The organism is Paenibacillus curdlanolyticus YK9 (genome assembly GCF_000179615.1).
Classification (GTDB): Bacteria; Bacillota; Bacilli; order Paenibacillales; family Paenibacillaceae; genus Paenibacillus_T; species Paenibacillus_T curdlanolyticus.
In genome coordinates this window covers 158768-180715 of record NZ_AEDD01000003.1, presented here as the reverse complement: position 1 = coordinate 180715, position 21948 = coordinate 158768, and the positions used below count along the sequence as shown (strand labels likewise).

Annotated in this window: 21 protein-coding genes; 12 read left to right on the top strand and 9 right to left on the bottom strand. The window is 53.0% G+C overall.

The window, feature by feature from the left end; translation table 11 throughout:
* Positions 1–85 precede the first annotated feature (85 nt).
* From PAECUDRAFT_RS06605 to PAECUDRAFT_RS06590, 4 genes are all read left to right on the top strand, one after another.
* Positions 86–598: a hypothetical protein gene (locus tag PAECUDRAFT_RS06605; RefSeq protein WP_006037348.1), complete on the top strand. Its 513-nt coding sequence runs from the start codon at positions 86–88 to the stop codon at positions 596–598.
* Complete coding sequence (locus PAECUDRAFT_RS06600; RefSeq protein ID WP_006037347.1) at positions 595–786, top strand: hypothetical protein; 192 nt, start codon at positions 595–597, stop codon at positions 784–786. The genes PAECUDRAFT_RS06605 and PAECUDRAFT_RS06600 overlap by 4 nt, the downstream gene beginning before the upstream one ends.
* An 11-nt stretch (positions 787–797) precedes the next feature.
* On the top strand, positions 798–1025 hold the full coding sequence (locus PAECUDRAFT_RS06595) for a DUF2642 domain-containing protein (RefSeq protein WP_006037346.1): 228 nt from the start codon (positions 798–800) through the stop codon (positions 1023–1025).
* Positions 1026–1113: 88 nt separating this feature from the next.
* Positions 1114–3582, top strand: coding sequence for an ATP-dependent DNA helicase (locus PAECUDRAFT_RS06590; RefSeq protein WP_006037345.1), 2469 nt, complete (start codon positions 1114–1116; stop codon positions 3580–3582).
* 57 nt (positions 3583–3639) lie between these two features.
* On the opposite strand, the gene PAECUDRAFT_RS06585 is transcribed toward PAECUDRAFT_RS06590, so the two are convergent.
* Positions 3640–4443, bottom strand: a complete 804-nt coding sequence (locus tag PAECUDRAFT_RS06585) for a Cof-type HAD-IIB family hydrolase (protein WP_006037344.1) — start codon at positions 4441–4443, stop codon at positions 3640–3642.
* Between the two features lie 201 nt (positions 4444–4644).
* Here PAECUDRAFT_RS06585 and PAECUDRAFT_RS06580 point away from each other — a divergent pair, with 201 nt between their 5' ends.
* The gene (locus PAECUDRAFT_RS06580) at positions 4645–5643 is read left to right on the top strand and encodes a Gfo/Idh/MocA family protein (protein WP_199558734.1); all 999 of its coding nucleotides are present in this window, start codon (positions 4645–4647) and stop codon (positions 5641–5643) included.
* Complete coding sequence (locus tag PAECUDRAFT_RS06575; RefSeq protein ID WP_006037342.1) at positions 5640–7076, top strand: S41 family peptidase; 1437 nt, start codon at positions 5640–5642, stop codon at positions 7074–7076. The genes PAECUDRAFT_RS06580 and PAECUDRAFT_RS06575 overlap by 4 nt, the downstream gene beginning before the upstream one ends.
* Positions 7077–7523: 447 nt before the next feature.
* Here PAECUDRAFT_RS06575 and PAECUDRAFT_RS06570 read toward each other — a convergent pair whose 3' ends face one another.
* The 3 genes from PAECUDRAFT_RS06570 to PAECUDRAFT_RS24465 all read right to left on the bottom strand — a co-directional run bounded on the left by PAECUDRAFT_RS06570 (position 7524) and on the right by PAECUDRAFT_RS24465 (position 11964).
* Positions 7524–9374 carry an LTA synthase family protein gene (locus PAECUDRAFT_RS06570; protein WP_006037341.1) on the bottom strand — a complete coding sequence of 617 codons (1851 nt, stop codon included), beginning with the start codon at positions 9372–9374 and terminating at the stop codon, positions 7524–7526.
* A 27-nt stretch (positions 9375–9401) separates the two neighbouring features.
* Complete coding sequence (locus PAECUDRAFT_RS06565; RefSeq protein ID WP_006037340.1) at positions 9402–10130, bottom strand: antibiotic biosynthesis monooxygenase family protein; 729 nt, start codon at positions 10128–10130, stop codon at positions 9402–9404.
* 118 nt (positions 10131–10248) lie between these two features.
* Entirely contained in the window at positions 10249–11964 is a 1716-nt protein-coding gene (locus PAECUDRAFT_RS24465) for a M14 family metallopeptidase (protein WP_006037339.1), read from the bottom strand.
* A 223-nt stretch (positions 11965–12187) separates the two neighbouring features.
* Here PAECUDRAFT_RS24465 and PAECUDRAFT_RS06555 point away from each other — a divergent pair, with 223 nt between their 5' ends.
* A complete protein-coding gene (locus PAECUDRAFT_RS06555; protein ID WP_006037338.1) occupies positions 12188–12421 on the top strand; it encodes a DUF1450 domain-containing protein in 234 nt (77 codons plus the stop codon).
* Between the two features lie 125 nt (positions 12422–12546).
* Positions 12547–13053: a ferritin gene (locus PAECUDRAFT_RS06550; protein WP_006037337.1), complete on the top strand. Its 507-nt coding sequence runs from the start codon at positions 12547–12549 to the stop codon at positions 13051–13053.
* A 76-nt stretch (positions 13054–13129) separates the two neighbouring features.
* Here PAECUDRAFT_RS06550 and PAECUDRAFT_RS06545 read toward each other — a convergent pair whose 3' ends face one another.
* A complete protein-coding gene (locus tag PAECUDRAFT_RS06545) occupies positions 13130–13474 on the bottom strand; it encodes a hypothetical protein (RefSeq protein ID WP_006037336.1) in 345 nt (114 codons plus the stop codon).
* A 124-nt stretch (positions 13475–13598) separates the two neighbouring features.
* Positions 13599–13808 (bottom strand): hypothetical protein, encoded by a 210-nt coding sequence (locus PAECUDRAFT_RS06540; RefSeq protein WP_006037335.1) that lies wholly within the window; start codon positions 13806–13808, stop codon positions 13599–13601.
* 180 nt (positions 13809–13988) lie between these two features.
* Here PAECUDRAFT_RS06540 and PAECUDRAFT_RS06535 point away from each other — a divergent pair, with 180 nt between their 5' ends.
* Positions 13989–14714 (top strand): GNAT family N-acetyltransferase, encoded by a 726-nt coding sequence (locus PAECUDRAFT_RS06535; RefSeq protein ID WP_040711855.1) that lies wholly within the window; start codon positions 13989–13991, stop codon positions 14712–14714.
* 119 nt (positions 14715–14833) lie between these two features.
* Here the strand turns inward: PAECUDRAFT_RS06535 and PAECUDRAFT_RS06530 are convergent, their stop codons facing one another.
* The 3 genes from PAECUDRAFT_RS06530 to PAECUDRAFT_RS06520 form a co-directional block, all read right to left on the bottom strand.
* Positions 14834–15169: a DUF1904 family protein gene (locus PAECUDRAFT_RS06530; RefSeq protein ID WP_006037333.1), complete on the bottom strand. Its 336-nt coding sequence runs from the start codon at positions 15167–15169 to the stop codon at positions 14834–14836.
* 88 nt (positions 15170–15257) lie between these two features.
* The gene (locus PAECUDRAFT_RS06525; protein WP_006037332.1) at positions 15258–17147 is read right to left on the bottom strand and encodes a prenyltransferase/squalene oxidase repeat-containing protein; all 1890 of its coding nucleotides are present in this window, start codon (positions 17145–17147) and stop codon (positions 15258–15260) included.
* Between the two features lie 99 nt (positions 17148–17246).
* On the bottom strand, positions 17247–18092 hold the full coding sequence (locus tag PAECUDRAFT_RS06520) for a MurR/RpiR family transcriptional regulator (protein ID WP_006037331.1): 846 nt from the start codon (positions 18090–18092) through the stop codon (positions 17247–17249).
* A gap of 152 nt (positions 18093–18244) precedes the next feature.
* Here PAECUDRAFT_RS06520 and gnd point away from each other — a divergent pair, with 152 nt between their 5' ends.
* From gnd to PAECUDRAFT_RS06505, 3 genes are all read left to right on the top strand, one after another.
* Positions 18245–19141: a phosphogluconate dehydrogenase (NAD(+)-dependent, decarboxylating) gene (gnd, locus tag PAECUDRAFT_RS06515; RefSeq protein WP_006037330.1), complete on the top strand. Its 897-nt coding sequence runs from the start codon at positions 18245–18247 to the stop codon at positions 19139–19141.
* 741 nt (positions 19142–19882) lie between these two features.
* Entirely contained in the window at positions 19883–20464 is a 582-nt protein-coding gene (locus PAECUDRAFT_RS06510; RefSeq protein ID WP_006037329.1) for a MarR family winged helix-turn-helix transcriptional regulator, read from the top strand.
* A gap of 46 nt (positions 20465–20510) precedes the next feature.
* Positions 20511–21947, top strand: a complete 1437-nt coding sequence (locus tag PAECUDRAFT_RS06505) for an aryl-sulfate sulfotransferase (protein WP_006037328.1) — start codon at positions 20511–20513, stop codon at positions 21945–21947.
* Position 21948 lies beyond the last annotated feature (1 nt).

Below are 21948 nucleotides of genomic sequence, written 5' to 3'. Positions count from 1 at the left end.
TGGATATCTGCATTAACCTACGCTTGCTGCCAACGCGATTCATAAGATAAACAAAAAGCTTCGGCATACGAAGGAGAATCAGCATATGAGACTGTCCGGAGCAAAGCTGCGCAGAAGCGCAGTGTCCCGGAATCGTACGCCTCGTCTGAGCGGGTCATCGATAGCAAAATCAAAACGTGCGCGAATCAAACGGACATGTCGCCTCGTACCGCCTTGCAAACGCCGCCAGTTGAAGCAGCAGGTGAAGCATCGCGGTCATCGACAGTGCAAGCCGCAGCTCTTTCCAGTTGGAGGAGGGGCTGCTGGAGCGGCAGGATTAGCAGGAGCAGCAGGGGCGGCCGGACGGGATGGAGCTGTCGGATCAGCAGGACTGATGGGTCCGGCAGGAGTCGGCGGTACGTCAGGAACGGTAGGAGCCGCCGGACCAGCTGGGGTACAAGGACCGGCAGGAGCGCCGGGAGCAGCAGGAGCTGCTGGGCCAGCAGGCGTGCAAGGGCCGGCAGGACCGACAGGCCCGTCGGGCACGGGGGGAGACCGCGATTATTCGGAACTGATTGCCTTGCTGACCCAACTTTATCCGGAGAGCTCGTCGCATTGATTGGGGTTAACGTGACCGTAGTGACAACCGCTTACGGCCAGCTCGCCGTTATCGGTACGCTGACGCGCGTTGGAAGCGATTATGCGCTGATTGCGTTTGAGGAGAACCAAGCATTATACGAGCTCCGTATCCCGTTTGTAAACATCGCATATGTACACGCCAATCCATGCGGTTGGATAACATCGTAGGGGGCTAAAGGATGGGTATCGAGTCTAACAATATGGCGGCAGCGGCGAACACGGCGGTCTATAAATTGATGTTAAATCATATTGGCCAGACGACTACAGTCACAACGGCAGCTGATACGGTCATTACGGGGATTTTGGAAGGTGTGCAGCCGTCCTTCGTGACCGTTCGAACAACTGGCGGAGACGCAGCGTTTGTCGTGCTTGGCTATATCGTTTCGGTTACATTTCCCGGCATATAATCGGTTACATGCATTACCATATGCTCTGACGGCGTGGTATAATCGTAGAACAAATGTTCTGGAAGCAGCCGTTGGAGGTTAGAGTACAGTGGAGCAGCGAACGATTCAGCTATCTGTCCGTGAGCTTGTTGAATATGCATATCGAAGCGGCGATTTGACGTTCGGCTTTCGAGCGGCGTCCGCCTTAACGCAAGGTACGAAAATCCATCAAGCCGTACAGGCCGAATATGGCGAGATGGATGAGAAGGAGCTTTACTTAAGCGCGGAGATCCCGTTCGAGAGCTTTCTGTTCCTAATAGACGGGCGCTGCGATGGCTTGCTTCAGACGGATCAGGGCGTCATGATTGACGAAATCAAGTCGACGAGCGGCATGCTGCCGAATTCAGCGGAGGAGTCGCCAGAGGTGCATTGGGCCCAGGCGATATGCTATGGCTACATGTATGCCTTTAAGATGGAGCTGGACAGCATGCTTGTTCGCCTTACCTATGTCAGCGTTGCTACAGGAGAACGTCGTGCTTTTGTTCGCCGGTTAACGGTGGCTGAGCTGGCGGCCGAGATGCACGATGCGGTTAACGCTTATTTCCCATATGCCGAGCTTAGGTATGCTCATGCGCAGCGCAGGGCAGCGAGCGCTCAGGCGCTTTCTTTTCCTTTTGCGGCGTATCGGCCGGGCCAGCGCAAGCTCGCGGGAGCAGTTTATCAAGCGATATCAGATGGATCTAAGCTGTTCGCCAAGGCGCCAACGGGCATTGGCAAGACCGTTTCAACGCTTTTTCCCGCAGTTAAGGCGATGGGCGAAGGGCGTCTGGACCATCTTGTCTATTTGACGGCCAAGACGATTACGCGAACCGCGGCTGAGGATGCTTTTGCGCTCATGGAGAAGGGCGGCTTGCATTTGCACGTCGTTACGCTGACCGCGAAGGACAAAATATGTTTCCAAGAGGAAGTGCGCTGCACGAAGGAGCATTGCCCGTACGCGGACGGGTACTATGACCGCATTAACGGCGCTTTGCTCGATATGCTCCGGTCAGAGACAAGGATGACGCGAGCCGTCATCGAGCAATACGCCTATAAGCATCGCGTTTGCCCGTTTGAAATGTCACTGGATGCGGCATACGCGGCTGACGCAATGATTGGCGATTACAACTACATATTCGATCCGCGGATTAGCTTAAAGAGGCTGTTCGAGGAGCGTAAGCGACATACAGCTGTGCTCGTCGACGAGGCGCATAACCTTGTCGATCGGGGACGCGAAATGTATTCAGCTGAGCTGAATAAAGGCGATTATTTGCAGCTGATGCGTGGCTATAAGATGTTGAATCCTGCATTGTCATCCGCTGCGAAAGCCGTGAATGACTGGCTGCTGGCGCTTCGGAAGAAGGTGGAGCAGCGCACCCCTGCAGCTGGCAATGATGTTGACCGTGTTTCAGCAACAGAGCTAACGCTTTCGTTCGGTGTCCCGGAAGAAGCAGAGGCATCGGAGGGAGTACAGCAGGAAAAATGGGAGCCGTTCGGCAACGGACAGGCTGTCTCCCGAGAACTTCCGGACTCGCTGATCACGCTTTTGGAGCCATTCGTTTTCGAGGCTGAACGAGAGCTGGGGGCATTCGCAACGGGCAGAGGCGAGGATTCCGTTCACAAGCTGTTAACGGATGCCTATTATGGTACGCAGCATGTGCTTCGGATCGCCAAGCTTTATGATGAGCGTTTTATTACCATCGTAGAATGCTTCAAAAGCGAGGTGCGCGTTAAGCAGCTTTGCTTGGACCCGTCGCTGCTGCTTCGGCAGGCAGGCAAAGGATTCCGTGCACATATTTTTTTCTCTGCGACGTTATCGCCGCTGCCTTATTATGTTGAAATGCTGGGCGGGCTGCCCGTGGAGGATTTCACGTTAACGATTCCGAGCCCATTCAAGCGTGACCAGCTGGATGTACAGGTCATGCCGTTGTCTACCCGCTACCGGGACAGGGAGCAGAGCATACAGCCGATTGCGGCAATGCTGCTGGAAATATCGACTGCAGGACAAGGAAACATGCTCGTTTTTCTTCCTTCATATGATTATATGAATAAGGTGTTCGAACGGTTTGAAAGTTTACTGGGCGAGCATTCGGAAGCGGCTTCCCCACGGTTGCGAACGATCGTTCAAACAAGCGCCATGCCGGAAGAGGAGCGGGAGGCGTTTCTTCAAGCTTTTCAAGCAGACCAAGAGGGCTCCCTTATTGGCTTTGCCGTGATGGGCGGGATTTTCTCGGAAGGAATTGATTTGGTAGGGGAGCGATTGACAGGCGTCGTCGTTGTTGGCGTCGGGCTTCCGCAGATTGGCATGGAACGGGACGTAATGCGCGACTATTATGAGCAGTCTGGACGCAATGGCTTCCACTATGCCTATGTTTATCCCGGCATGAATAAGGTGCAGCAGGCCGGAGGACGGCTTATTCGATCGGAAAATGATAAAGGGACGCTAGTGCTCGTCGATGACCGCTACTTGCTCCAGCCTTATCATCGGCTGCTGCCAGAGGAGTGGCAGCATTTCACGGTGAGAAGGGACAGGCTATAACAAAAGCGCCCGCTCGCTTAACAGCAAGTGGACGCTTGATTGAATAAAAGCAGGAAGCTATTCGCTGGCGTTAAGCACGAATTTCTCGATGACGTGACGTACGCCTTCCTCATTGTTGGATAAGGTTACATAGTTGGCGATGTCCTTCAGTGCAGGCTGGGCATTGCCCATCGCTACGCCTAGGCCGGCTACCTCGATCATCTCGCGGTCGTTCCAGGCATCGCCGATCGCGATCGCTTGCTCGACTGAGTGGCCGTTATGCTCGGATAGAAACTGAAGCGCATGCCCTTTAGTCCCTTCCTTATGCGTGAATTCCAAATAATGCGGCTTCGATTTCGTCATATGCACGCGTTCGCCGATGAGCGGCTTCAGCTCTTCCATGACACGATCGAGACGTTCAGGCTCGTCGATGATGAGCATTTTCGTCTGCGGCTTATTGAGCAGCGTATCGAAGTCGGGATCGACCACATACGGGATGTTGGACAGGCGGGAGTAATTTTTCGCTTTCTCGTTATCCTCGCGAACGTAGAGCACGTCATCTACGTAAAGCTGGAGGTGCAGGCCGTGCTCGATGCAATAGGCGTCAAGCTGCTTGGCTTCATCCGTCGGCACGCTGCGCTCGTACAGCACCTTGCCGTCTAATAAGGTTTTGACAAGCGACCCTTGATACGTAATGAGCGGAACGTTCAGGTTGATTTGCTTGGCTATTTGATGAGCGGAAGCATACATGCGGCCTGTAGCGAGCGTAACGAGGACGCCCTTCTCTATAGCGGCTGCCAAAGCTTGCTTCGTGCCCTCGGTCACGATAAGGTCATCGTTAAGCAAAGTGTCGTCGACATCGATCGCAATTAGTTTGTACATAGAGGTTCAGCTTCTTCCTTTCTATCTATCGGCTATTGCAGTTAGGGAGATTGTAGCCTATACAGCGAGATAGGGCAATAGCTCTTCATTTTATTCTGGGACGAATGTCCACTATAATAAGAGGCAGGGAACAAGCTGGCATTATCATCATGCGACAATGGTTGATCGGCTTTAATTCAGAATGAAGGGTTTGTGAGCAGGATGAAGTTGCGTTGGGGCGTTATAGGCTGTGCGGGCATCGCCGTGCATTCCGTTATACCGGCGATTCAGCAATCGGAGCGTGGCGAGGTTGCAGCCATTGCGAGCCGCGGTATCGATAAAGCGAGGGAGACGGCGCAAAAGCTGAACATTGCGAAGGCGTACGGCGCCTATGAAGAGCTGCTGGCAGATCCGGACATCGATGCCGTCTATATTCCGTTGCCGAATCATTTACATAAGGAATGGACAATCAAAGCGGCGGAAGCCGGCAAGCACGTGCTTTGCGAGAAGCCTGCGGCGCTGGATGCTGCAGAGGCGGAGCAAATGATAGCAGCATGCCGCAATGCGGGCGTCCTTTTCGCAGAGGCGTTCATGTACCGGCTGCATCCGCGTGTTGAACGGGTGAAATCGATCATCGCCTCTGGCGAAATCGGAGAGCTGCGCGCAGTGAACGGCTGCTTTACGTTTAATAACGCAGAGGATGCGGGCAATGTGCGTTACCGGCAGGAATGGGGCGGCGGGTCGATTTATGATGTCGGGGTATACCCCCTGAGCGCTGCCCGCTGGATTATCGGGGCGGAGCCGGAAGCTGCGACGGTCCACGCGTTGTTCTCGGAGCAGCATGGGGGCGTTGATATGATGGCTTCAGGCTTGATTGAATTTGCTAACGGCGTAGGCATGACCTTTGATTGCGGCATGTGGGCGGCTTACCGCCAAGGCGTCGAGGTTCTTGGGACAGAAGGCCGAATTGAGCTGAAGGGCGCGTTCACGGATTCAGAGCCTTTCACCGTCTATACGAAGGAAGGGGAGCGCGTTGAGGGCCCATTCTCCGATATTAACAACTATGTGTCGCAGGCTGACCAATTCGCGCGTGCTGTTTTCGGTGAAGCGATCTATCCATTTCCAGCAGAGGATGCGATTGCGAATATGCGGCTAGTGGACGCTTGCTTGCTGTCGGCGCGAACGCGCAGCCGGGTACTCGTGAAGGGGACAAACGAATGAGAATATTTACATCTGAGATAGCCAAACAGCGTTTTGCCGTATTTTGCTTGCTTGGCGCGCTAGCATCCGCTGCCGTCGGGTTCGCAGGCGGACTGATGTGGATGAAGGAGCGTAACCCGATCCTGAAGGAGCCGACATTCCGCAATCTGTCCGCATCATACAACGAAATCATGAGCGACTACTTGAACGGGGCAGAGCCTAAAGCGCTTATCGATGGGGCGGCAGAAGGCATGGTTCAGTCGCTTAACGATAAATATTCGCACTATATGATCGGGGAGTCGGGCGAGGCTTACGTCCAAAATTACGAGAGCGAGGTTGTCGGCATCGGCATTCACCTTCGGGCCGAGAATGAAGCGTTCGTGATCGATTCGGTCATTAAGGATTCCCCGGCCGAGAAGGCAGGCTTGAAGGCAGAGGACATACTTGCTTCCATTGAAGGCAAGACGACCAAGGGAGTCAAAATGGATAAGATCGTCGAGCTGCTTCGCGGCGAGAAAGGCTCCAAGGTAACGGTAGCGGTCCAGCGTGCCGGTCGTGCCGAGCCGATTACAGTAACGATGACGCGTGCAGCGATCCCTGTACTGACGGTCACGTACGAGATGAAGCCTGATGGCATTGGTTCAGTCGTCATTTCAAGGTTTGCGCAGAAAACGGCGGAGCAGTTCGAGGACGCGATCGTTGATTTGACCAAACAAGGGATGAAAGGTCTGCTGATCGACGTTCGGAGCAACCCAGGCGGCTTGCTTGTGCCTACAATCGCCATTGCAGACCGTCTGGTGCCTAATGGCAAGACGATTTTACAAGTCGTCTCGAAGGATGAGAAGGATGTGCACACCTATCGCTCGGATCAGAAGGAGCCATGGAAGCTTCCGATCGTCGTCTTGACGAATCGCCACTCCGCAAGCGCGGCAGAGGTGCTGACGGCGGCGCTGAAGGAGTCGGCGGGCGCTACAGTTGTCGGAGAAACAACGTATGGCAAAGGGGTCGTTCAGCGGTTCAATCAATTTGCGGACCAATCGGTGCTTAGCCTGACGGAAGCGCAGTGGCGAACGCCAAAGGGAAGCTGGATTAATGGCAAGGGAGTCGAGCCGAATGTGAAAGTTGAGCTTCCTGCATACACAGAGCTGGCTGCATTGCCGACCGATTCCGTGCTGAAGAAGGGCGACTACGGCGATGCGGTCAAAACGCTGCAGCAAATGCTGCAAGCGCTTGGCTATTCAATAAAGGGTGCAACGGAAGGCGTATTCGATGGGGTCACTGATGCTGCCGTACGGCAGCTGCAGCAGGTCGAATCGATTCAACCGGCTGATGGACAAGTCCGCGAAAGCACGACCACGCGCATCATGGAGCTGCTGCGGGATAAGCTCGAGAAGGAAGACTATCAAGAGCAAAAAGGCGTGGAGCTGCTTAAGAAGCAGACTAGCGGCTCATAGCAAGCAAGAGCATGAAAAAGCGCCCCCAATTGGAGGCGCTAGAAGGCTGTCGAGAAAATCTCGACAGCTTTTTTTGTCTAAATCCAAGAAGCCGCAGAAAATCTTCGCTATTCAGTCGTCTAGCGCGCCGGAGCGCCGATAGGGAATAAAAACCTTCGCTATCCAGTCTTCTAGCGCGCCGGAGCACTGATAGGGAATAAAAATCTTCGCTATTCAGTCGCCTAGCGCGCCGGAGTGCGAATAGGGAATAACCCCCTGCGCTATTCAGTCGCCTAGCGCGCTGGAGTGCGAATAGGGAATAAAAATCTTCGCTATTCAGTCGCCTAGCGCGCTGGAGTGCGAATAGGGAATAAACCCCTTCGCTATTTGCACTCCATGTAAGCAAAAAGACGCCCCGTAGCGGGCCATAGCGGGGGGCGCCTTTTTACTGCTTAACGTTAGGATGCCTTATTTATCCGGCAGCTGTTTCACGTAACTGTCAGAAAGCTTCAGCAGCTCCATGCCGCGCGCGTATTGCTCTTCGGTCGTGCCGAAGGAGGTAATCGCGTTGTCCTGCAAAGAGTAGTTGGAGCCGTCTGCATAAGCGTTGCCCGTCAGGAAAATATGATTGTCTGTAATGACGGAGCCTGTCGGCAGGAAGTGCCGCATCGGCAGCAGGTTCGATGTCTCGTTCAGAATATCCTGGCCGAAGTGAATCTGGTGTTCCATTGAAACGCCTACTAGGTTGGCAATGGTCGGCATAATATCGATTTCTCCGCCCGTGCGCTCGATAAGAGCTGGCGATTCAACGCCTTTCGCATGAATGACGAGCGGGACGTTGAACATATCCGAATAGCCATATTCGTGTCCAATCATATCCTGCAGCAATTGTTTCTCCTTGCGGTCGAGCGAATAGAGCGACAGTCCCTGATGGTCGCCATAAAATAGCACGATGCTGTTGTCCCAGACGCCGCTTGCTTTCAGCTCTTCAATAAACTGGCCAAGCGCATAGTCGGCGTAATTTTGCGCCTTGATGTAATTGCCGACGAGCGTGTCGTCGAATGCTTTCGGAAGCGCCATTTTCACCTTCGATTCGGGAATGTCGAAGGGATGATGGGAGCTCATGGAGATGACTTGAGCGTAAAATGGCTGATCCGCTTGGTCCATTTTTTCCAATTGCTTCGCTGTTTTCGCATAGAGCACCTCATCCGATGCGCCGAACGCGACATGATCTTCGTCACCGAAGAACGCTTGGTCATAATAATGATCCCAGCCAAGCGATTTATACAGCTCCGTACGGTTCCAGAATTCGACCTTGTTGGTATGGAACGTTGCAGTCGTATAACCGTTAGCGTGCAGAAGCTTCGGCATGCTCGGGAGTGCTTTATCGACGTAATGCTCCGTTGCGGCTTCATGCTTTGGTACGTACAGCGACGTATTCACGACATATTCGGCATCTGACGTTGTGCCTTGTCCGACCATCGTGAAGAAGTTGTTAAAATGAACGTTCTCGGCCGCAAGCTTGTTCATGTTCGGCGTTACTTCTTTGCCGTCGATTTTCAGCCCGATGAGGAAGTCTTGGAATGACTCCATTTGCAGAACGATTATATTCTTGCCCTTGGCAGTGCCATAATAACGCGGCGATTCAGGCGATTGCAGCGCTTTGATCGAGTCGATCGCTTGCTGCGTAATTTCGCTTTTGTCGATAATTTCTTCATCTTCCGTGCTATCAGCGAAAATCGTGTAAACCTCATAGTTCAGGATGCCCATCTCTTCGGCTTGCTTGTTCTCGTTCATGCTGGCGCGGTTAGGCCATATATTGAACAAGCACAGAATAACGGAAATGCCAAAAACAATTGAAATAATAGGTTTGTTGATCGGCTTCATGATGGCAGCCTGTCGTATCGACTTGGCGCGTGGGCGCCATACTAATACGGCAATCACGATAATATCCAAGAAAATAAGCAAGTAATATGGGTCCAGCAGTGAGTACGTACTGTTTCCCACTTTTGTCACTTTATCGGCTTGGCTGATGGCGTGATACGTCACGATAATGCCGTAATATTTGTAATACATAAGGACGGTAAAATAAAGCAGCGAAAATAATAAATTCGCAATCATGTAATATAAAATTTTTCGTTTGGTTGCGAGCCATTCGATCAGGCAGAAAATCGCCCAGAAGAAGGGGATTTCCGTTACGAGCGTCATAGCGGAAGGGCCTTCGTCGAATACGACAAACCAGGCTAAAGCGCCTTTAATCAATAAGAGGACAGTGAAGTATAAGAATCGTCGGTTGAGTAATCTTGCGATTAGTGGCAAACCTTTCGCACTCCTTTTCAGTTGCTGTTAATTACGACTTGTATGCTCGGAGGATAAGGCTCTTGGTGCTGCGACATGCGCTAGCTCATACAGTCGAATACGGGGCGGCTTCGTCCAATCCCCACGGAAAGAGGCCGTTATTCGGCGAAACATCCCATGAGCAAATACCCCAATTACCTTCCTTTGACGCAGGCTTGCCCGAAATTGCTGGCGGCTCTCAAATTGGCCCATTAGAACGGCCATTCGGCCATCGTGGCTAAGCAATAAACTTGTTGAAACGTAGCCAGGCTGCTGACGCACATGGGCAATTGCGCGATCAAAAGAGGCAAGCAGCTCATTCTGTTTGCCTGGCGTAAGCTTGAACATGACAACGTAGTGAAACAGGCTGGAGCCTTGCTCAATCACAGAACGGTTGCTGCCGGATCTATGGTCAATTCGCTCGATGTGATAGCGGTTAGGCATCGCGTTGGCTCCGAGGCCGGATTCATCGCTTATCGCTTGCGGGCTTAATCGAATAAGGGAGAGGACATCCTTGCCGTTCAATCCTCGCAAAATGGCGCCGCTATGCGCAAAGCCTTCTTCATATACGCGGTTCAGCGAATCGATTGCATGCTGCAGCTGTTCTTTCTGCTCGTGCCGCCATACGACAGGGAAGGGCTGAAGCCTGATCCGTTGATCAGCGGCTTCGTCTAGGTGCATAGCTGGTTGCGTCAGTCCAGCCATATCTGCCCAAGGGACTACTTGTTCAGCACTCATAGGTGTGTGCTCCTCGTCTTAACAATCTACATAATTGTATTCTACAACCACTTGTCTTATTGTCAACCAATTAAAAATGGACATCTCGCGAACGAGATGCCATTGTTTGGGAGCATAGTTATTCGTTTGTTGGATTGGAAGCGGGAGCGCCAGACGCGTCGGTCGGTGCATTTGGATCTGCCGTCGTTGCAGGATTTTCGGTTGGCGTTTTAGGATCTGCCGTCGTTGCAGGATTCTCGCTTGGCGCATTTGGATCAACCGTTGTTTCCGGTGTCTCGCCGGCAGGTTCTGGATTAGTCGGTTGTTCAGGCTTCGTCTCAGGCTCAGGCGTGGTCGGCTTCGCCGGAACGGCATGCACAGAGCTTGCTTTGACCCAGTAGGAGCCTGAAGGCGTTTTGACGAGGAGCCATGTTTTCCACTTCTCAATGACAGGCAAAGCGATGCCGGCTGCGAGCGTCTTCTGGATCGGCTTAGCGTCAAGCGGCGATTGGAAGAGCGGGATTGCCTGATCTGCAATGACTGTCGGCTCGGTTATCGGATCGAAAGGGCCTGTTAGCGTATATTTGGCGTTAATCCAACGCGAACCGCCGGGAACTTTGATTTCGACCCAATCGCCTTTCGTGCGAAGCTGCGTATACTTTCCAGTGAAAATGGAGCCGAGCGGCTTCGCCCGAAGCTCAGGCGATGCGTATGAGGCCTCCGTCCGCGTTAAACGGATCGCTCCTGCTGCTTGTGCTGCCTTTTGACCGCCCATCCATAAGGAATAGGCGCGTTCTGCAAACATCCAGCCGGTGTCGCGATTTTGCCCCCAGATGCGATTCCATTCGGATAATGGCACGTGGCTGTTGCCGTTCGCTCGCCCTAGCTCAGGAGTAAGCGCTGGCTTGTGGAATTGGGTAATAAACCAATCGGTAAAGCCTCCGCCTGATGGATTAGCTGTAGGAGCGACGAGTCGGTAGCCCGTCATGGCAGCATAGGATGTCGCAATCGCACGATCGCGGTTCAGATTGGAAGCGAGCGTATGGAAATTCCAATAGACGATCTCGCCAGCCGTATGATAGGAAATTGCCAGCTCTGGATTAATCATTTTGGTCAGATTAGCCATTGCTTGCGATTCCTTCGCCTGTAAAGGGGCAGTCCCTTTGAAGTTCATATAATGAGGCGCGGAAGCCGGATTAGAAATGTGGGACCAATCGGCCGGATATTGGCGATTCAGATCGACGCCTTTGCCGTTGGCTTTCCATCGGCTGAAATTCGTGCTGCCATCGTTCATGCGAGTGAGTGCAGGGCGGTCAGCTGCTGGGAAAGCGCTTAAGCCTTGCTGCTGGAGCGTGACGCCGTCGGGATTGACCATCGGCACGATGCGGAACGTGACGTGATCAAGCAAATCGCGTACACGCAGTCCATTCCAGGAGGCATTCTCCTCGTAGGCTTTGGCATAATATTCTGTCATGGCCATCAGCCAGATCGTGGTCATCCATTCACGCGCGTGATGAGAGCCATTTAATAGGATGATTGCTGGACCTTTACCAAGCTCGAAGCTATACAGCTCTCGGCCGTATTCGCTTGTGCCGATGCTGGATCGTTTGATGAGCTCGGGATATCGGGCTGCAAGCTTGGTTAAATCGCTGGATAGAACGGAATAGCTGTACACTTGATTGGGACGAACGACGGAGGATGGCGCATTCGTCGTCGCAGCCGCTGCATAACTGTGCCCGGTAGCAGGCGTTAGATTCCATTGGGGAGCGATTCCGCCTGACCATAGGGATAGGCTGAGTGCGGCAATCGCGGTAGCTTTAACTAATTTACGGCGTGTTTGGGCATGTTGCTTCATTTGAGGTTGAAACTCCTTTCTCTCGTTGGCAATGACATAATTCGACAAATTGCCGCCTAATTCCTTCCGGAAAGACAAGAGAAGAAGTTTGACAATCCAATGAACATAATTGAAATGGACGCACCTGGCATAATTGGTATTGACAACGATAATGATAATTCTTATCATTGGTAATAGAGAATTGTTCTCAACGGAAACATCAAATCCAATGCGAGCGTGCGGGGTGAAGGCGTTGAAAATTAAGTATTGCACGAAGAATTTGAAAAACTACGATGCAAAGCCGGTTTATAAAGCGGTAAAGAGCGAGTTTCCTGATTTGAAGCATAAGAAGGAAGAGTGTCTTGGCCGCTGCAGAGTTTGCAAGCATGAATGCTTTGCGCTCGTCGGCAAGTCAACAATCGTAACTGCCCCCACGCCTAAGAAGCTGCGGAAGAAAATCCAAGCTGCTATTGGTTGATAACGGTTATCTTCATTTATGAATTTTTGTCAGCGGGACCTTTTTTTCATTGTCGATTGCAGGCGGGGTATACTATACTTAGTTCAAGCAAACGACAAGAAATGATTGGAAGGAGCGATCCCGCAATGAACGATACATTGGTTGAAGCGTTGAACGAACAGATGAACTTCGAATTTTACTCCGCTCACGTCTATCTCGCCATGGCAGCATACTGCTCGGCAGAGAGCCTTGATGGATTCGCTAACTTTTTCATCGTGCAAGCAGAGGAAGAACGTTTCCACGCGATGAAAATCTATAAGTTCCTCAACGACCGCGGCAGACGCGCGACGCTCGCTGGCATGGATACGCCGAAGAACGAATATGCATCGATGCTTGAAGTATTCGAAGCGGGCTACCATCACGAGCAGGTTAACACGAAGCGGTTTTATCACCTGTCGGACCTCGCATGGAACGACCGGGAGCATGCAACGATCGGCTTCCTGAAATGGTTCATCGACGAGCAAGTGGAAGAGGAAGCGTTGTTCGATGGCATCATCCAGAAGCTGAAGCGCATCGATAAGGATAGCAATGCCTTCTATATGATGGACGCTGACTTCGCAGCGCGTTCGTTTACACCGCCAGCAGGCGAGTAATTAAATAGGCAGCTGCAAAAAAAGAACCGAGGAGCGCGAGCTCTTCGGTTCTTTCTTTTTGATTCTGTCGTTTAAATTAAGAAGAAATGCGGTGGGTCGCGACGATCCGAGATTTTAACCCTTGCAGTTGGCGCTTGGACAACGGGAGATTTTTGTACTCGGTAGCATCGCGGCCAAGGCAAACGCTATCTTCGTTCATCGAAATTACTTTTTGCAGATTGACATAGCAATTGGATGCTACTGCAGCGAAGGTTCCTTCCTGCGTCAATTTGGCTAGCTGCTCACGGGTCATCGGTTTTTTTAAGTTATAGTTGACTCCATGAAAGCTGACAAGCCCTTGCCGATTTACTTTGAAGAATAGAATGTCTTTTTCGACCTCAAAGTCATACAAGTTGTGAACCTGTTCGGATGCTATACGCATTCTTCCTCAAGCCCCCTCGTTGGAAGATATTATTGTTAGCGCTTACATTATAACATGCCTACTTCGACATGGGAATAGGAAGTTTGGGCTAGCCTCACAAAAAAAACAGGTGTGAAGCAAATGCTTACACACCCATTTTTCTGCGATGATTATTCGGTTTTTTCTTGTTTTGCGTTTTCATTTCAGCGACGCCGTTTTGTTGATGCTGCTGCTGTCCGAAGCCTTTGCCTTGCTTCTTCTGCGCGAGAAGGGCTTTGGCTGCTTCTGCTTGGGAAAGCTTCTTAGGCTGCTGCTCTTCAGCTGCGGGTGTCACCGCTTCGTTTTGTTCGCTCATGTGCAATAACTCCTTTGGACATAACGGTTAATGTGAACGATAGCATGTCTTGGCAGCAAGGTCAAGTGGGCGAAGTGAGGTGTGTTAGATGGATTGAATAATTATTCATTTATATGTATATTTATTATAAAAAGACGAGGGAGAGGCGATCGGTACGTGCAAGCGAAAGTGGAGGAGTTTATGATGAATGCATGGCCCGCGCTGCGGACTGTCATGGTTGACGGGTGGGTGGCGCGGTTTTATGATGGCTTTACGAAGCGCGCGAATGCGGTGTATCCGTTATACAGCATTGGCAGCGAAACGGATTGGCAGGAGCGGATTGCCGTGTGCGAGCGATTGTATGCTGAGCAGGGGCAGCCTGCGATCTTCAAGATGACGGATGCGTCTGAGTGGCTACCGTTAGACGAGCAGCTTGCTCGCAATGGCTACAGCAAGGAGGGGCGAAGCACGATCCTTACGCGTGACTTGGCTGATGCGCCGGAGCCGAGCTTGTATACGGTTGAAATGAGCGTAAAGCCGTCGGATCGCTGGATCGCGCAATACTTGGAGATGTCGGGGGCGAGCGAGCCGGCTTCCGGAGCGATAATGAGACAAATATTGAACGGAATTATGCTGCCCGCCTGCTTTTTTACGCTGTATGATGAGAACTGCAACGTTGCATGCGGATCAGCTGTGCTGGAGCGGGGATATGCAGGCTTGTATGACATTGCGGTTTCGCCATCGTGCCGCAATCAGGGCTATGGGGAGCAGCTGGTGCTGAATATTTTGAAATGGGCGAAGCTTAGCGGCGCTCAGCATGCTTATTTGGCTGTTGTGAGCGACAACGCGCCAGCGGTTCGGCTATATGAGAAAACGGGCTTTCAGCTCGCTTATCGCTACTGGTATCGGACGCAGGGAACCTCGTAGCAGCGGATTGCAACCCCTACAGCAGCATTTGGAAAAAATAAAGTCCAGTTAACAAAAGACGGCTTGCCGGCGCATGACTCATGCGGATGGCAGGCCGTCTTTTTTGGTGAGCATGCGTGTTACAGCGCTGAGCAAGGAACGCCATCAATGTAATAGCTGTCCTCGCGGTACGTTCGGAAGGCAACCTCGATGTCCGTTAGGCCCAGGCTGGATAGCTGCTGCGTGACAGCTGCCGCTACTTGACCGCGCACCTCATCGCCGCGTTCAAACCACGCCACCTCGACGAAGGGGAACGACTGGTCGCCTGCTCCGCCATAGACAGCGGTCGTATGGAGGCAATCCATCGTGAAGTTGTCTGTTCCGCATTCGCAGATGTCGGCTAGCTGCTCAGCTAGCTGCTGTGCAAGGGGGCGAAGCTGCTGGGCAGCAATTCCTCGGAATAACAAGTGGGGCATACTTTTGTACAGACTCCTTTGTGCGTGCATCGATGAAGATGCGGATTGATGCTTGTATTGTAGCATGATAGGGCGCCGACCGCGCTAATTAGCCCCTTTGTCTGCGAAATTTTCTTTCAATTCGCGTCAGCGTCAGCAGCGGCCAGATCCAATTGTTGCTTTCGTAATGGACATATACCGTGCCTGCGAGCCCGGCGCCCGTCGGGTAGCGGGTTAGCTGCTGAGCAGGCGTTTCGAGCATATGCAGAAGCGCGTTCACGCCTCGCTCCAGCTCTGGCGTCAGAGCTGGCAGCGAGGCAGCTAGCGCGTCAAGCGCCCAAGCGGTTTGGGAAGGGGTGCTGAAGTTCAGCGGCACGTAATGACGGCGCTGGTCGCTATAGCAGGATTCGCCCCATCCGCCGTCTGGCCGCTGGATCGAGAGCAGCCATTTGACCGCTCGCGCAATAGCCGGATGATCAGGCGTGAGGCCGATAGCAGTCAGCCCGAGCACAGCGGCTCCCGTTCCGTGCGTGTAGGTAATTCCCCAACGGCCGTACCAGCTGCCGTCCTTTTGCTGCTGCGAGAGCATCCATCGCGCAGAGCTCGACAGCCACCTCTGCTGGGTAGACATGCCGAGCGTTTCACCGAGCATTTGCAGCGTACGGCCGGTCAGGTCGGGAGTCGATAAATCCGTTAAGATCTCTGAGGCTCCATTGAAGCCGAATAGTCCTGCCGGAAGCGGTTTGCCGTTGCGCTCGAAAGCGGGCCAGCCACCATCGTCGTTGCGCATCGAGAGCAGCCAGTTCAGCCCGCGCTCCCATGGCTCGGCAGCAGCGGCATGCCCCTGTGTCGGGGAGCCGTGAGAGCGCTGGATAACGCGCAGGGCGGCAGTCGTGCAATCACAGTCAGGGTATCTCGTATTCACATACGAGAATCCCCAGCCTCCCGGCGAAGTTCCGGGATTGCGAATGCGCCAATCGCCGTATCTCGTCTGCTGGCGCTCCTGGATGAATCGCGCTGCACGCCGCAGGGCGGAATGCGAGGGCGAAATGCCGGCTTCCCGCAGCGCAAATGCGAGCATGGCGGTATCCCATACGGTAGGCGTGGCGATTTGTACCATCGGCGGGTTGCCGCATAACAGCGTTCGTATGCCGTTTATCGCGCTAATGAGGATTGGATCGGTAGGCAGCCGCCCGACAGCGTTGAGGGCGAACAGCATGAGTACAGTAGCCGTTGAGTAAGTGAGGAGTGTGCCATCGGGCTCGATTCGTTCGAGTAGGAAGGTAACTGCAGGCTCGTATAAGGAGTCATTGCCGCCGGTCAGCAGCCCGGAGAAGGCGCCGATCAAGTTATTAAGCGCAGCAATGACAGGGGAGTCGTTGTCAAAACGAGGCGGGGCGCCGAGGAACAGGTCAGACAGGTCCGGCGTATAGGCCGTTCGCAGCGCATAACGTTTATTCGCCATGATAAGTATCGGAATCAAATGAACCCTCGCATGTCCGGACAGCTCGAACAATCTCGGGAGCGGCCCGCTTTTGTTAAAGAATGCGCTTAGCGGGATTTGAAGCGAACGAGGCCATAGGGCTATGCCAGCTGCGCAGAGCAGCGCTTGGGTTAGAAAGGAGCGCACTTTGGCAAGTCCGCCTTGCTCCCGAATGAAGCGCTTCGCGCTGACAATGATCGGATCGCGATCGGTATACACGCCGGAGAGCAGCAGCGCGAGGACCGCTTCAGCTGTTGCGTCCAAGCTCCCTTCGCGCTCATCGGGAAATAGCCGCCATACGCCATCTGGCGAACGGCGCGAGACGATTCTTGCCGCAAGAGAGCGTACGAGAGGATCGTCTCGGACATCGAGCAGCCGTAGCGCGGTCAAATAATAGCAGTCGCTCATCGTGCCGCAGTCGATGCACATCCGCCAAGCGCCGTCCGGCGACTGGTCAGCCAGCAGCTGGTTTGCCATCGTGTCTATGCGATGCCGTAATGTCGTCCAATCGATCACGCAGCTCCGCCTCCATCCGTTACAAGCATATCCTTATCTATATGCGGGGGAGGAGGCGGTTACGTCGATTTACGGTGAGTTCTGCTGCTTTTCGATCGATTAAAGGCGAGTTTCCGAGATGGCTTCGCGGACTTTCTCCATCGATTGCTTCGCATCTACGCGATCGCTCATCATAACGTTGACGTAAAGCGCGTCGATCAAGCTTAGCTGGCCGATCCGCGACGCGAGCGCTTCCGACCGATATTCGGTTTCCTCGGAGCTCGTATAGAGCGCGACATCAACCTTTTGGCTGATCGGCGACTTGGGAAACCCGGTAATGCCGATCGTCATGGCACCGTTTTCAATCGCGGTTTCGAGAATGCGTATCGTATCTTTGTTCGTGCCGGAGTGCGAGATGACGACTGCGACATCGTCCTTCGTCAGCTGCGCGGCAGACATGAGCTGAAAGTGCGAATCTAGGAAGGCGAACGACTGCTTGCCCGACCGGATAAATTTGTGGAAAGCGTCCATCGCGATAACGGCTGAACCGCCTGTACCGTAAAAATGAACGCGCTGCGCCCGAACGAGCCGCTCTACCGCACGCTTGATGGCGTTGCCGTCCAAAATCTGATACGTATTTTCGAGCGTTTGGATATTCGATTTGAACACCTTCTCGGCGACGGTTTTTTCGTTATCCTGCTCGCTGATTTGCTCGTAAATTTGTTGGACGGGGCTTCGCACCTCGGTTGCGAGCGCGATTTTCATCGCTTGATAGCCTTTGTAGCCGATCCGTTTGCTGAAGCGGAATACGGTCGCTTCCGCGACATTCAGATCCTCGGCGACTTCATTTATTGTGCTATGAATAAATTTTTCAGGGTTGTTGAGCATGTAGTCGGCGATTTTTTTTTCTTTCTCGCTGAATCTTGCATAGGAGGAGCGAATTTTGCCGAGTATGTTTTGCACCATGGCGGAACGGTCCCTTCTATTAGGAGGCTTTGCGTTAGTATACCATATTTAGAGGGAGTGAAACTTATTTTGATTTTCCGGTTTACGTTATGAAATATTTTTCGTATACTGATGATAGGAAGAAATTTTTTTTCAAGGGAGTTTACATCATTATGAAAATCGGTATCGTTGGACAAGGAAAAATGGGTTACAACCTGTCGCTTAACGCGATGGATCACGGACATCAAGTTGTCGCTTTCGACGTTGACGCAGCGGCGATCAAACGGATCGAGGAAGCAGGCGCAACTGGCGCAGATTCGCTCGAAAAGCTCGTATCGCTCATGGAAGCACCGCGCGTTATCTGGATGATGGTTCCAGCAGGCGAATTGACGGAGAACGTTATCGAGACGCTTCGTCCGCTCCTCTCGGCTGGCGACACGCTTATCGACGGCGGCAACTCTAACTATAAAGACAGCGTTCGCCGCAGCGAATCGCTGTTGCCGCAAGGCATTCACTACCTCGACGTAGGCACGAGCGGCGGCATGGAAGGCGCTCGCAACGGCGCATGCGCAATGATCGGCGGCGACGCGGCAGCTTTCAAGGCTGTTGAGCCATTGTTCGCAGACATCTGCGTAGAAAACGGCTACCTGTATGCAGGCGCAAGCGGCAGCGGCCACTTCCTCAAAATGGTTCACAACGGCATCGAGTACGGCATGATGCAGTCGATCGCAGAAGGCTTTGAAGTACTCGAGCGCAGCGGCTTCGACTTCAACTTCGAGCAAGTTGCGAAAGTATGGAACAACGGTTCCGTTATCCGCTCGTGGCTGATGGAGCTGACGGAAAACGCGTTCTCCAAAGATGCGAAGCTTGACGGCCTCAAAGGCGTTATGCAATCGTCCGGCGAAGGCAAGTGGACGCTCGAAACGGCGCTCGACCTGCAAACGGCAACGCCGGTTATCGCAATGTCGCTCATGATGCGTTACCGCTCGCTGCAAGACGACACGTTCTCGGGCAAAGTAGTAGCAGCGCTTCGCAACGAATTCGGCGGCCACGCAGTCGTTAACTCTTAATTAAAGCAACAAGAGCCTCGGCTCCTCCGGCAATACCGGTGGGGTCGGGGCTTTTTTGTGCTATCATGCCGCAGTGTTCGGAAGGGTGCGCAGTGCTCAAAAGGATGCGCAGTGGCTAACGGACTCTACGGCCGTTATTTGGAGAAAAATCGCGATTTTCCAGTTGTAACGGACACGGTGGACCTTATTTCGTGTATTTGCTGCGTTATCGGGGCATTTGCAGCTATATAAGTGCACCTGCGTCCGTTAGAAATTCTAAAAGCTGTATTTTGATCAAATAGCGGCTCCTGTGTCCGTTAGCGGTTGCAATGTGTAGGCGTAGGGGAGTTGGACCGGATGAACTCAGGCGCAGATAAGGAAGATGGAGTTTGACTGACGCAACTGCAGGTGTAGACAATGATATAGGAGTAGCGGCATAAGCATGCACTCAAACATCCATCCCATGTCCATCGGCCCTAGCGAGTCACACTGCAACAGCTAACGCATCAACAAACTTCTTAAAACCAACTTGACAGGTGTGAATTAACGGATTAATATAAGGACATCAAATTGATTCAACGCTTATTCAATTGCTGCTCATTATTTTAAAGCTAAAATAATGAATGCTGAACGAAATGAACAATAGATGCCGATTGGACGTACCAAAGGCTCGCATACGCTTCTATTTTGATGGCGCTCACGCCGTTATCGAATTGAAGCAGATGTCGAGCCTTTTTTTGTTGCCTGACGGTAGAGGAAGGGGTGCATCGCATAGATACGAGAGAGACGGACGCGCTCGGGGAACTGGATTGGCTGTTTCGCAAAATGGTCCGGAAATTCGTCAAGGAGCGCGACAAAATTACCATCGAAGGCATTACGCTGCCAGGACTGATGATTCTGAACAAAATCGTCCGCGACGGTGAACAGCGGTTAAGCGATTTGGCAGAGGAGCTTGACTTCACCTCCGGGGCGATAACCGCCCTGTGCGACAAGCTGGAAGAGCGAGGCTTCGCTGTTCGCAATCGGAAGCCAGAGGATCGGCGTACGATTTTGCTAGACATTACGGCACGAGGGCAGTCGCTTCTCGATCGCCACCAAAACATTGGGCCAAGCAGCATGGACGTGCTGTTCGGCGGCTTCTCGACGGAGGAGCTGGAAGCCCAGAAGCGGACTTACAGGCGAATGATCGACAATCTAGAGCGATTATCTGAGACGATTCTTGCGCTGGCTGAGGACAACGCAGAGCGTAAGGAAGAGGCCGAGCGGCAACAGCCGCAAGCGAAGGAAACCGAGAAGCGGCCGAGGCAGCCACAGCAGGAGAAGCGGAATTTTATCGGTTATTAAAGCGACAGCTGTCACCAATAAAAATGAGATAAGGGAGATATGAACTATGGGACATCCATCGATTTATCCGACAGGCACGACGGTATTTCATCCAGAGAAGGCATGGGGCGGCTATACAATCTTTCAAGCGGCCGATCAAGGCGCGCTGCTGATCGATATGAGCGGCAAAGAGGTTCATTTATGGAAAGGGCTGCGGGGGTTCCCGAACAAAATTTTGCCGGGCGGCTACGTCATCGGCAGCACGAAGGAGCGCGACCCGCGATTCGGCTTCCAGGATGAAGCGAATTTGGTGCAGGTGGATTGGGATGGCAACATCGTCTGGAAATTTGACCGTTATGAGTATATCGAGGACCCGGAGAACGAGCCGCAATGGATGGCGCGCGCGCATCATGACTACCAGCGTGCCGGCAATCCGGTAGGCTACTATGCCCCAGGTCAGGAGCCGCGCACGAATGGCGGCAATACGCTTATTTTGGCCCATAAGAACGTGCATAAGCCTGAGATTTCCGACAAACTGCTGCTCGACGATACGATTATCGAGGTCGATTGGGAAGGCAATATCGTGTGGGAGTGGGCGGTCAGCGATCATTTTCACGAGCTGGGCTTTGATGAGGCGGCTAAGAACGTACTGTTCCGCGATCCGAACGGCCGCTCATTCGGCAACGATACAGGCGGCGATTGGATGCATATCAACTCGATGTCCGCGGTTGGCCCGAACAAATTTTACGATGCAGGCGACGAGCGTTTCCATCCGGAGAACATTATCTGGGATGCGCGCGAATCGAACATTATTGCCATCATCGACAAGAAGTCAGGCAGCATCGTATGGAAGCTCGGACCGGACTACTCTTTGCCTGAAGTGAAGCATCTCGGTTGGATTATCGGCCAGCATCACGCGCACATCATTCCTAAAGGGCTGCCGGGCGAAGGCAATTTGCTCGTATTCGATAACGGCGGATGGGCAGGCTACGGCGCGCCAAACCCGGCGTCGACGTACGGACAGAAAAATGCAGTGCGCGACCACTCCCGCATTCTCGAAATTAATCCGGTGACGCTGGAGATCGAATGGCAGTACACGCCGACGGAAGCGGGCTTCCAGGCGCCGCTTGATTCTTACCGGTTTTACAGTCCGTATATCAGCTCCGCGCAGCGTCTGCCTAACGGCAATACGCTCATAACGGAAGGGGCGGACGGCCGCCTGTTCGAGGTCACGCGCGAGCATGAGCTGGTGTGGGAGTATATATCGCCGTACAAAAATAAACGTAACGCCAACATGGTATACCGTTCGTATCGCGTGCCGTACGAGTGGGTGCCGCAGCTAGAGAAGCCGGTCGAGACGGCGATTGAGCCGCTGGATATTGCCTCATTCCGCGTGCCGGGCGCTGCAAGCGCAGGCTCCGAATCGGTCGTTGCAATCGCGGGCGCATTTTCGTACGAGGACGGCGCATTGTGCGTCGCGCGTACCGACGAGAAGCTGGACTGAC

Coding starts and splice junctions, on each gene's coding strand:
- PAECUDRAFT_RS06605 (WP_006037348.1), top strand. CDS start 86: ATGAGACTGTCCGGAGCAAAGCTGCGCAGAAGCGCAGTGTCCCGGAAT.
- PAECUDRAFT_RS06595 (WP_006037346.1), top strand. CDS start 798: ATGGGTATCGAGTCTAACAATATGGCGGCAGCGGCGAACACGGCGGTC.
- PAECUDRAFT_RS06585 (WP_006037344.1), bottom strand. CDS start 4,443: ATGTACAAACTAATTGCGATCGATGTCGACGACACTTTGCTTAACGAT.
- PAECUDRAFT_RS06580 (WP_199558734.1), top strand. CDS start 4,645: ATGAAGTTGCGTTGGGGCGTTATAGGCTGTGCGGGCATCGCCGTGCAT.
- PAECUDRAFT_RS06575 (WP_006037342.1), top strand. CDS start 5,640: ATGAGAATATTTACATCTGAGATAGCCAAACAGCGTTTTGCCGTATTT.
- PAECUDRAFT_RS06565 (WP_006037340.1), bottom strand. CDS start 10,130: ATGAGTGCTGAACAAGTAGTCCCTTGGGCAGATATGGCTGGACTGACG.
- PAECUDRAFT_RS24465 (WP_006037339.1), bottom strand. CDS start 11,964: ATGAAGCAACATGCCCAAACACGCCGTAAATTAGTTAAAGCTACCGCG.
- PAECUDRAFT_RS06550 (WP_006037337.1), top strand. CDS start 12,547: ATGAACGATACATTGGTTGAAGCGTTGAACGAACAGATGAACTTCGAA.
- PAECUDRAFT_RS06545 (WP_006037336.1), bottom strand. CDS start 13,474: ATGCGTATAGCATCCGAACAGGTTCACAACTTGTATGACTTTGAGGTC.
- PAECUDRAFT_RS06540 (WP_006037335.1), bottom strand. CDS start 13,808: ATGAGCGAACAAAACGAAGCGGTGACACCCGCAGCTGAAGAGCAGCAG.
- PAECUDRAFT_RS06535 (WP_040711855.1), top strand. CDS start 13,989: ATGATGAATGCATGGCCCGCGCTGCGGACTGTCATGGTTGACGGGTGG.
- PAECUDRAFT_RS06530 (WP_006037333.1), bottom strand. CDS start 15,169: ATGCCCCACTTGTTATTCCGAGGAATTGCTGCCCAGCAGCTTCGCCCC.
- PAECUDRAFT_RS06520 (WP_006037331.1), bottom strand. CDS start 18,092: ATGGTGCAAAACATACTCGGCAAAATTCGCTCCTCCTATGCAAGATTC.
- gnd (WP_006037330.1), top strand. CDS start 18,245: ATGAAAATCGGTATCGTTGGACAAGGAAAAATGGGTTACAACCTGTCG.
- PAECUDRAFT_RS06505 (WP_006037328.1), top strand. CDS start 20,511: ATGGGACATCCATCGATTTATCCGACAGGCACGACGGTATTTCATCCA.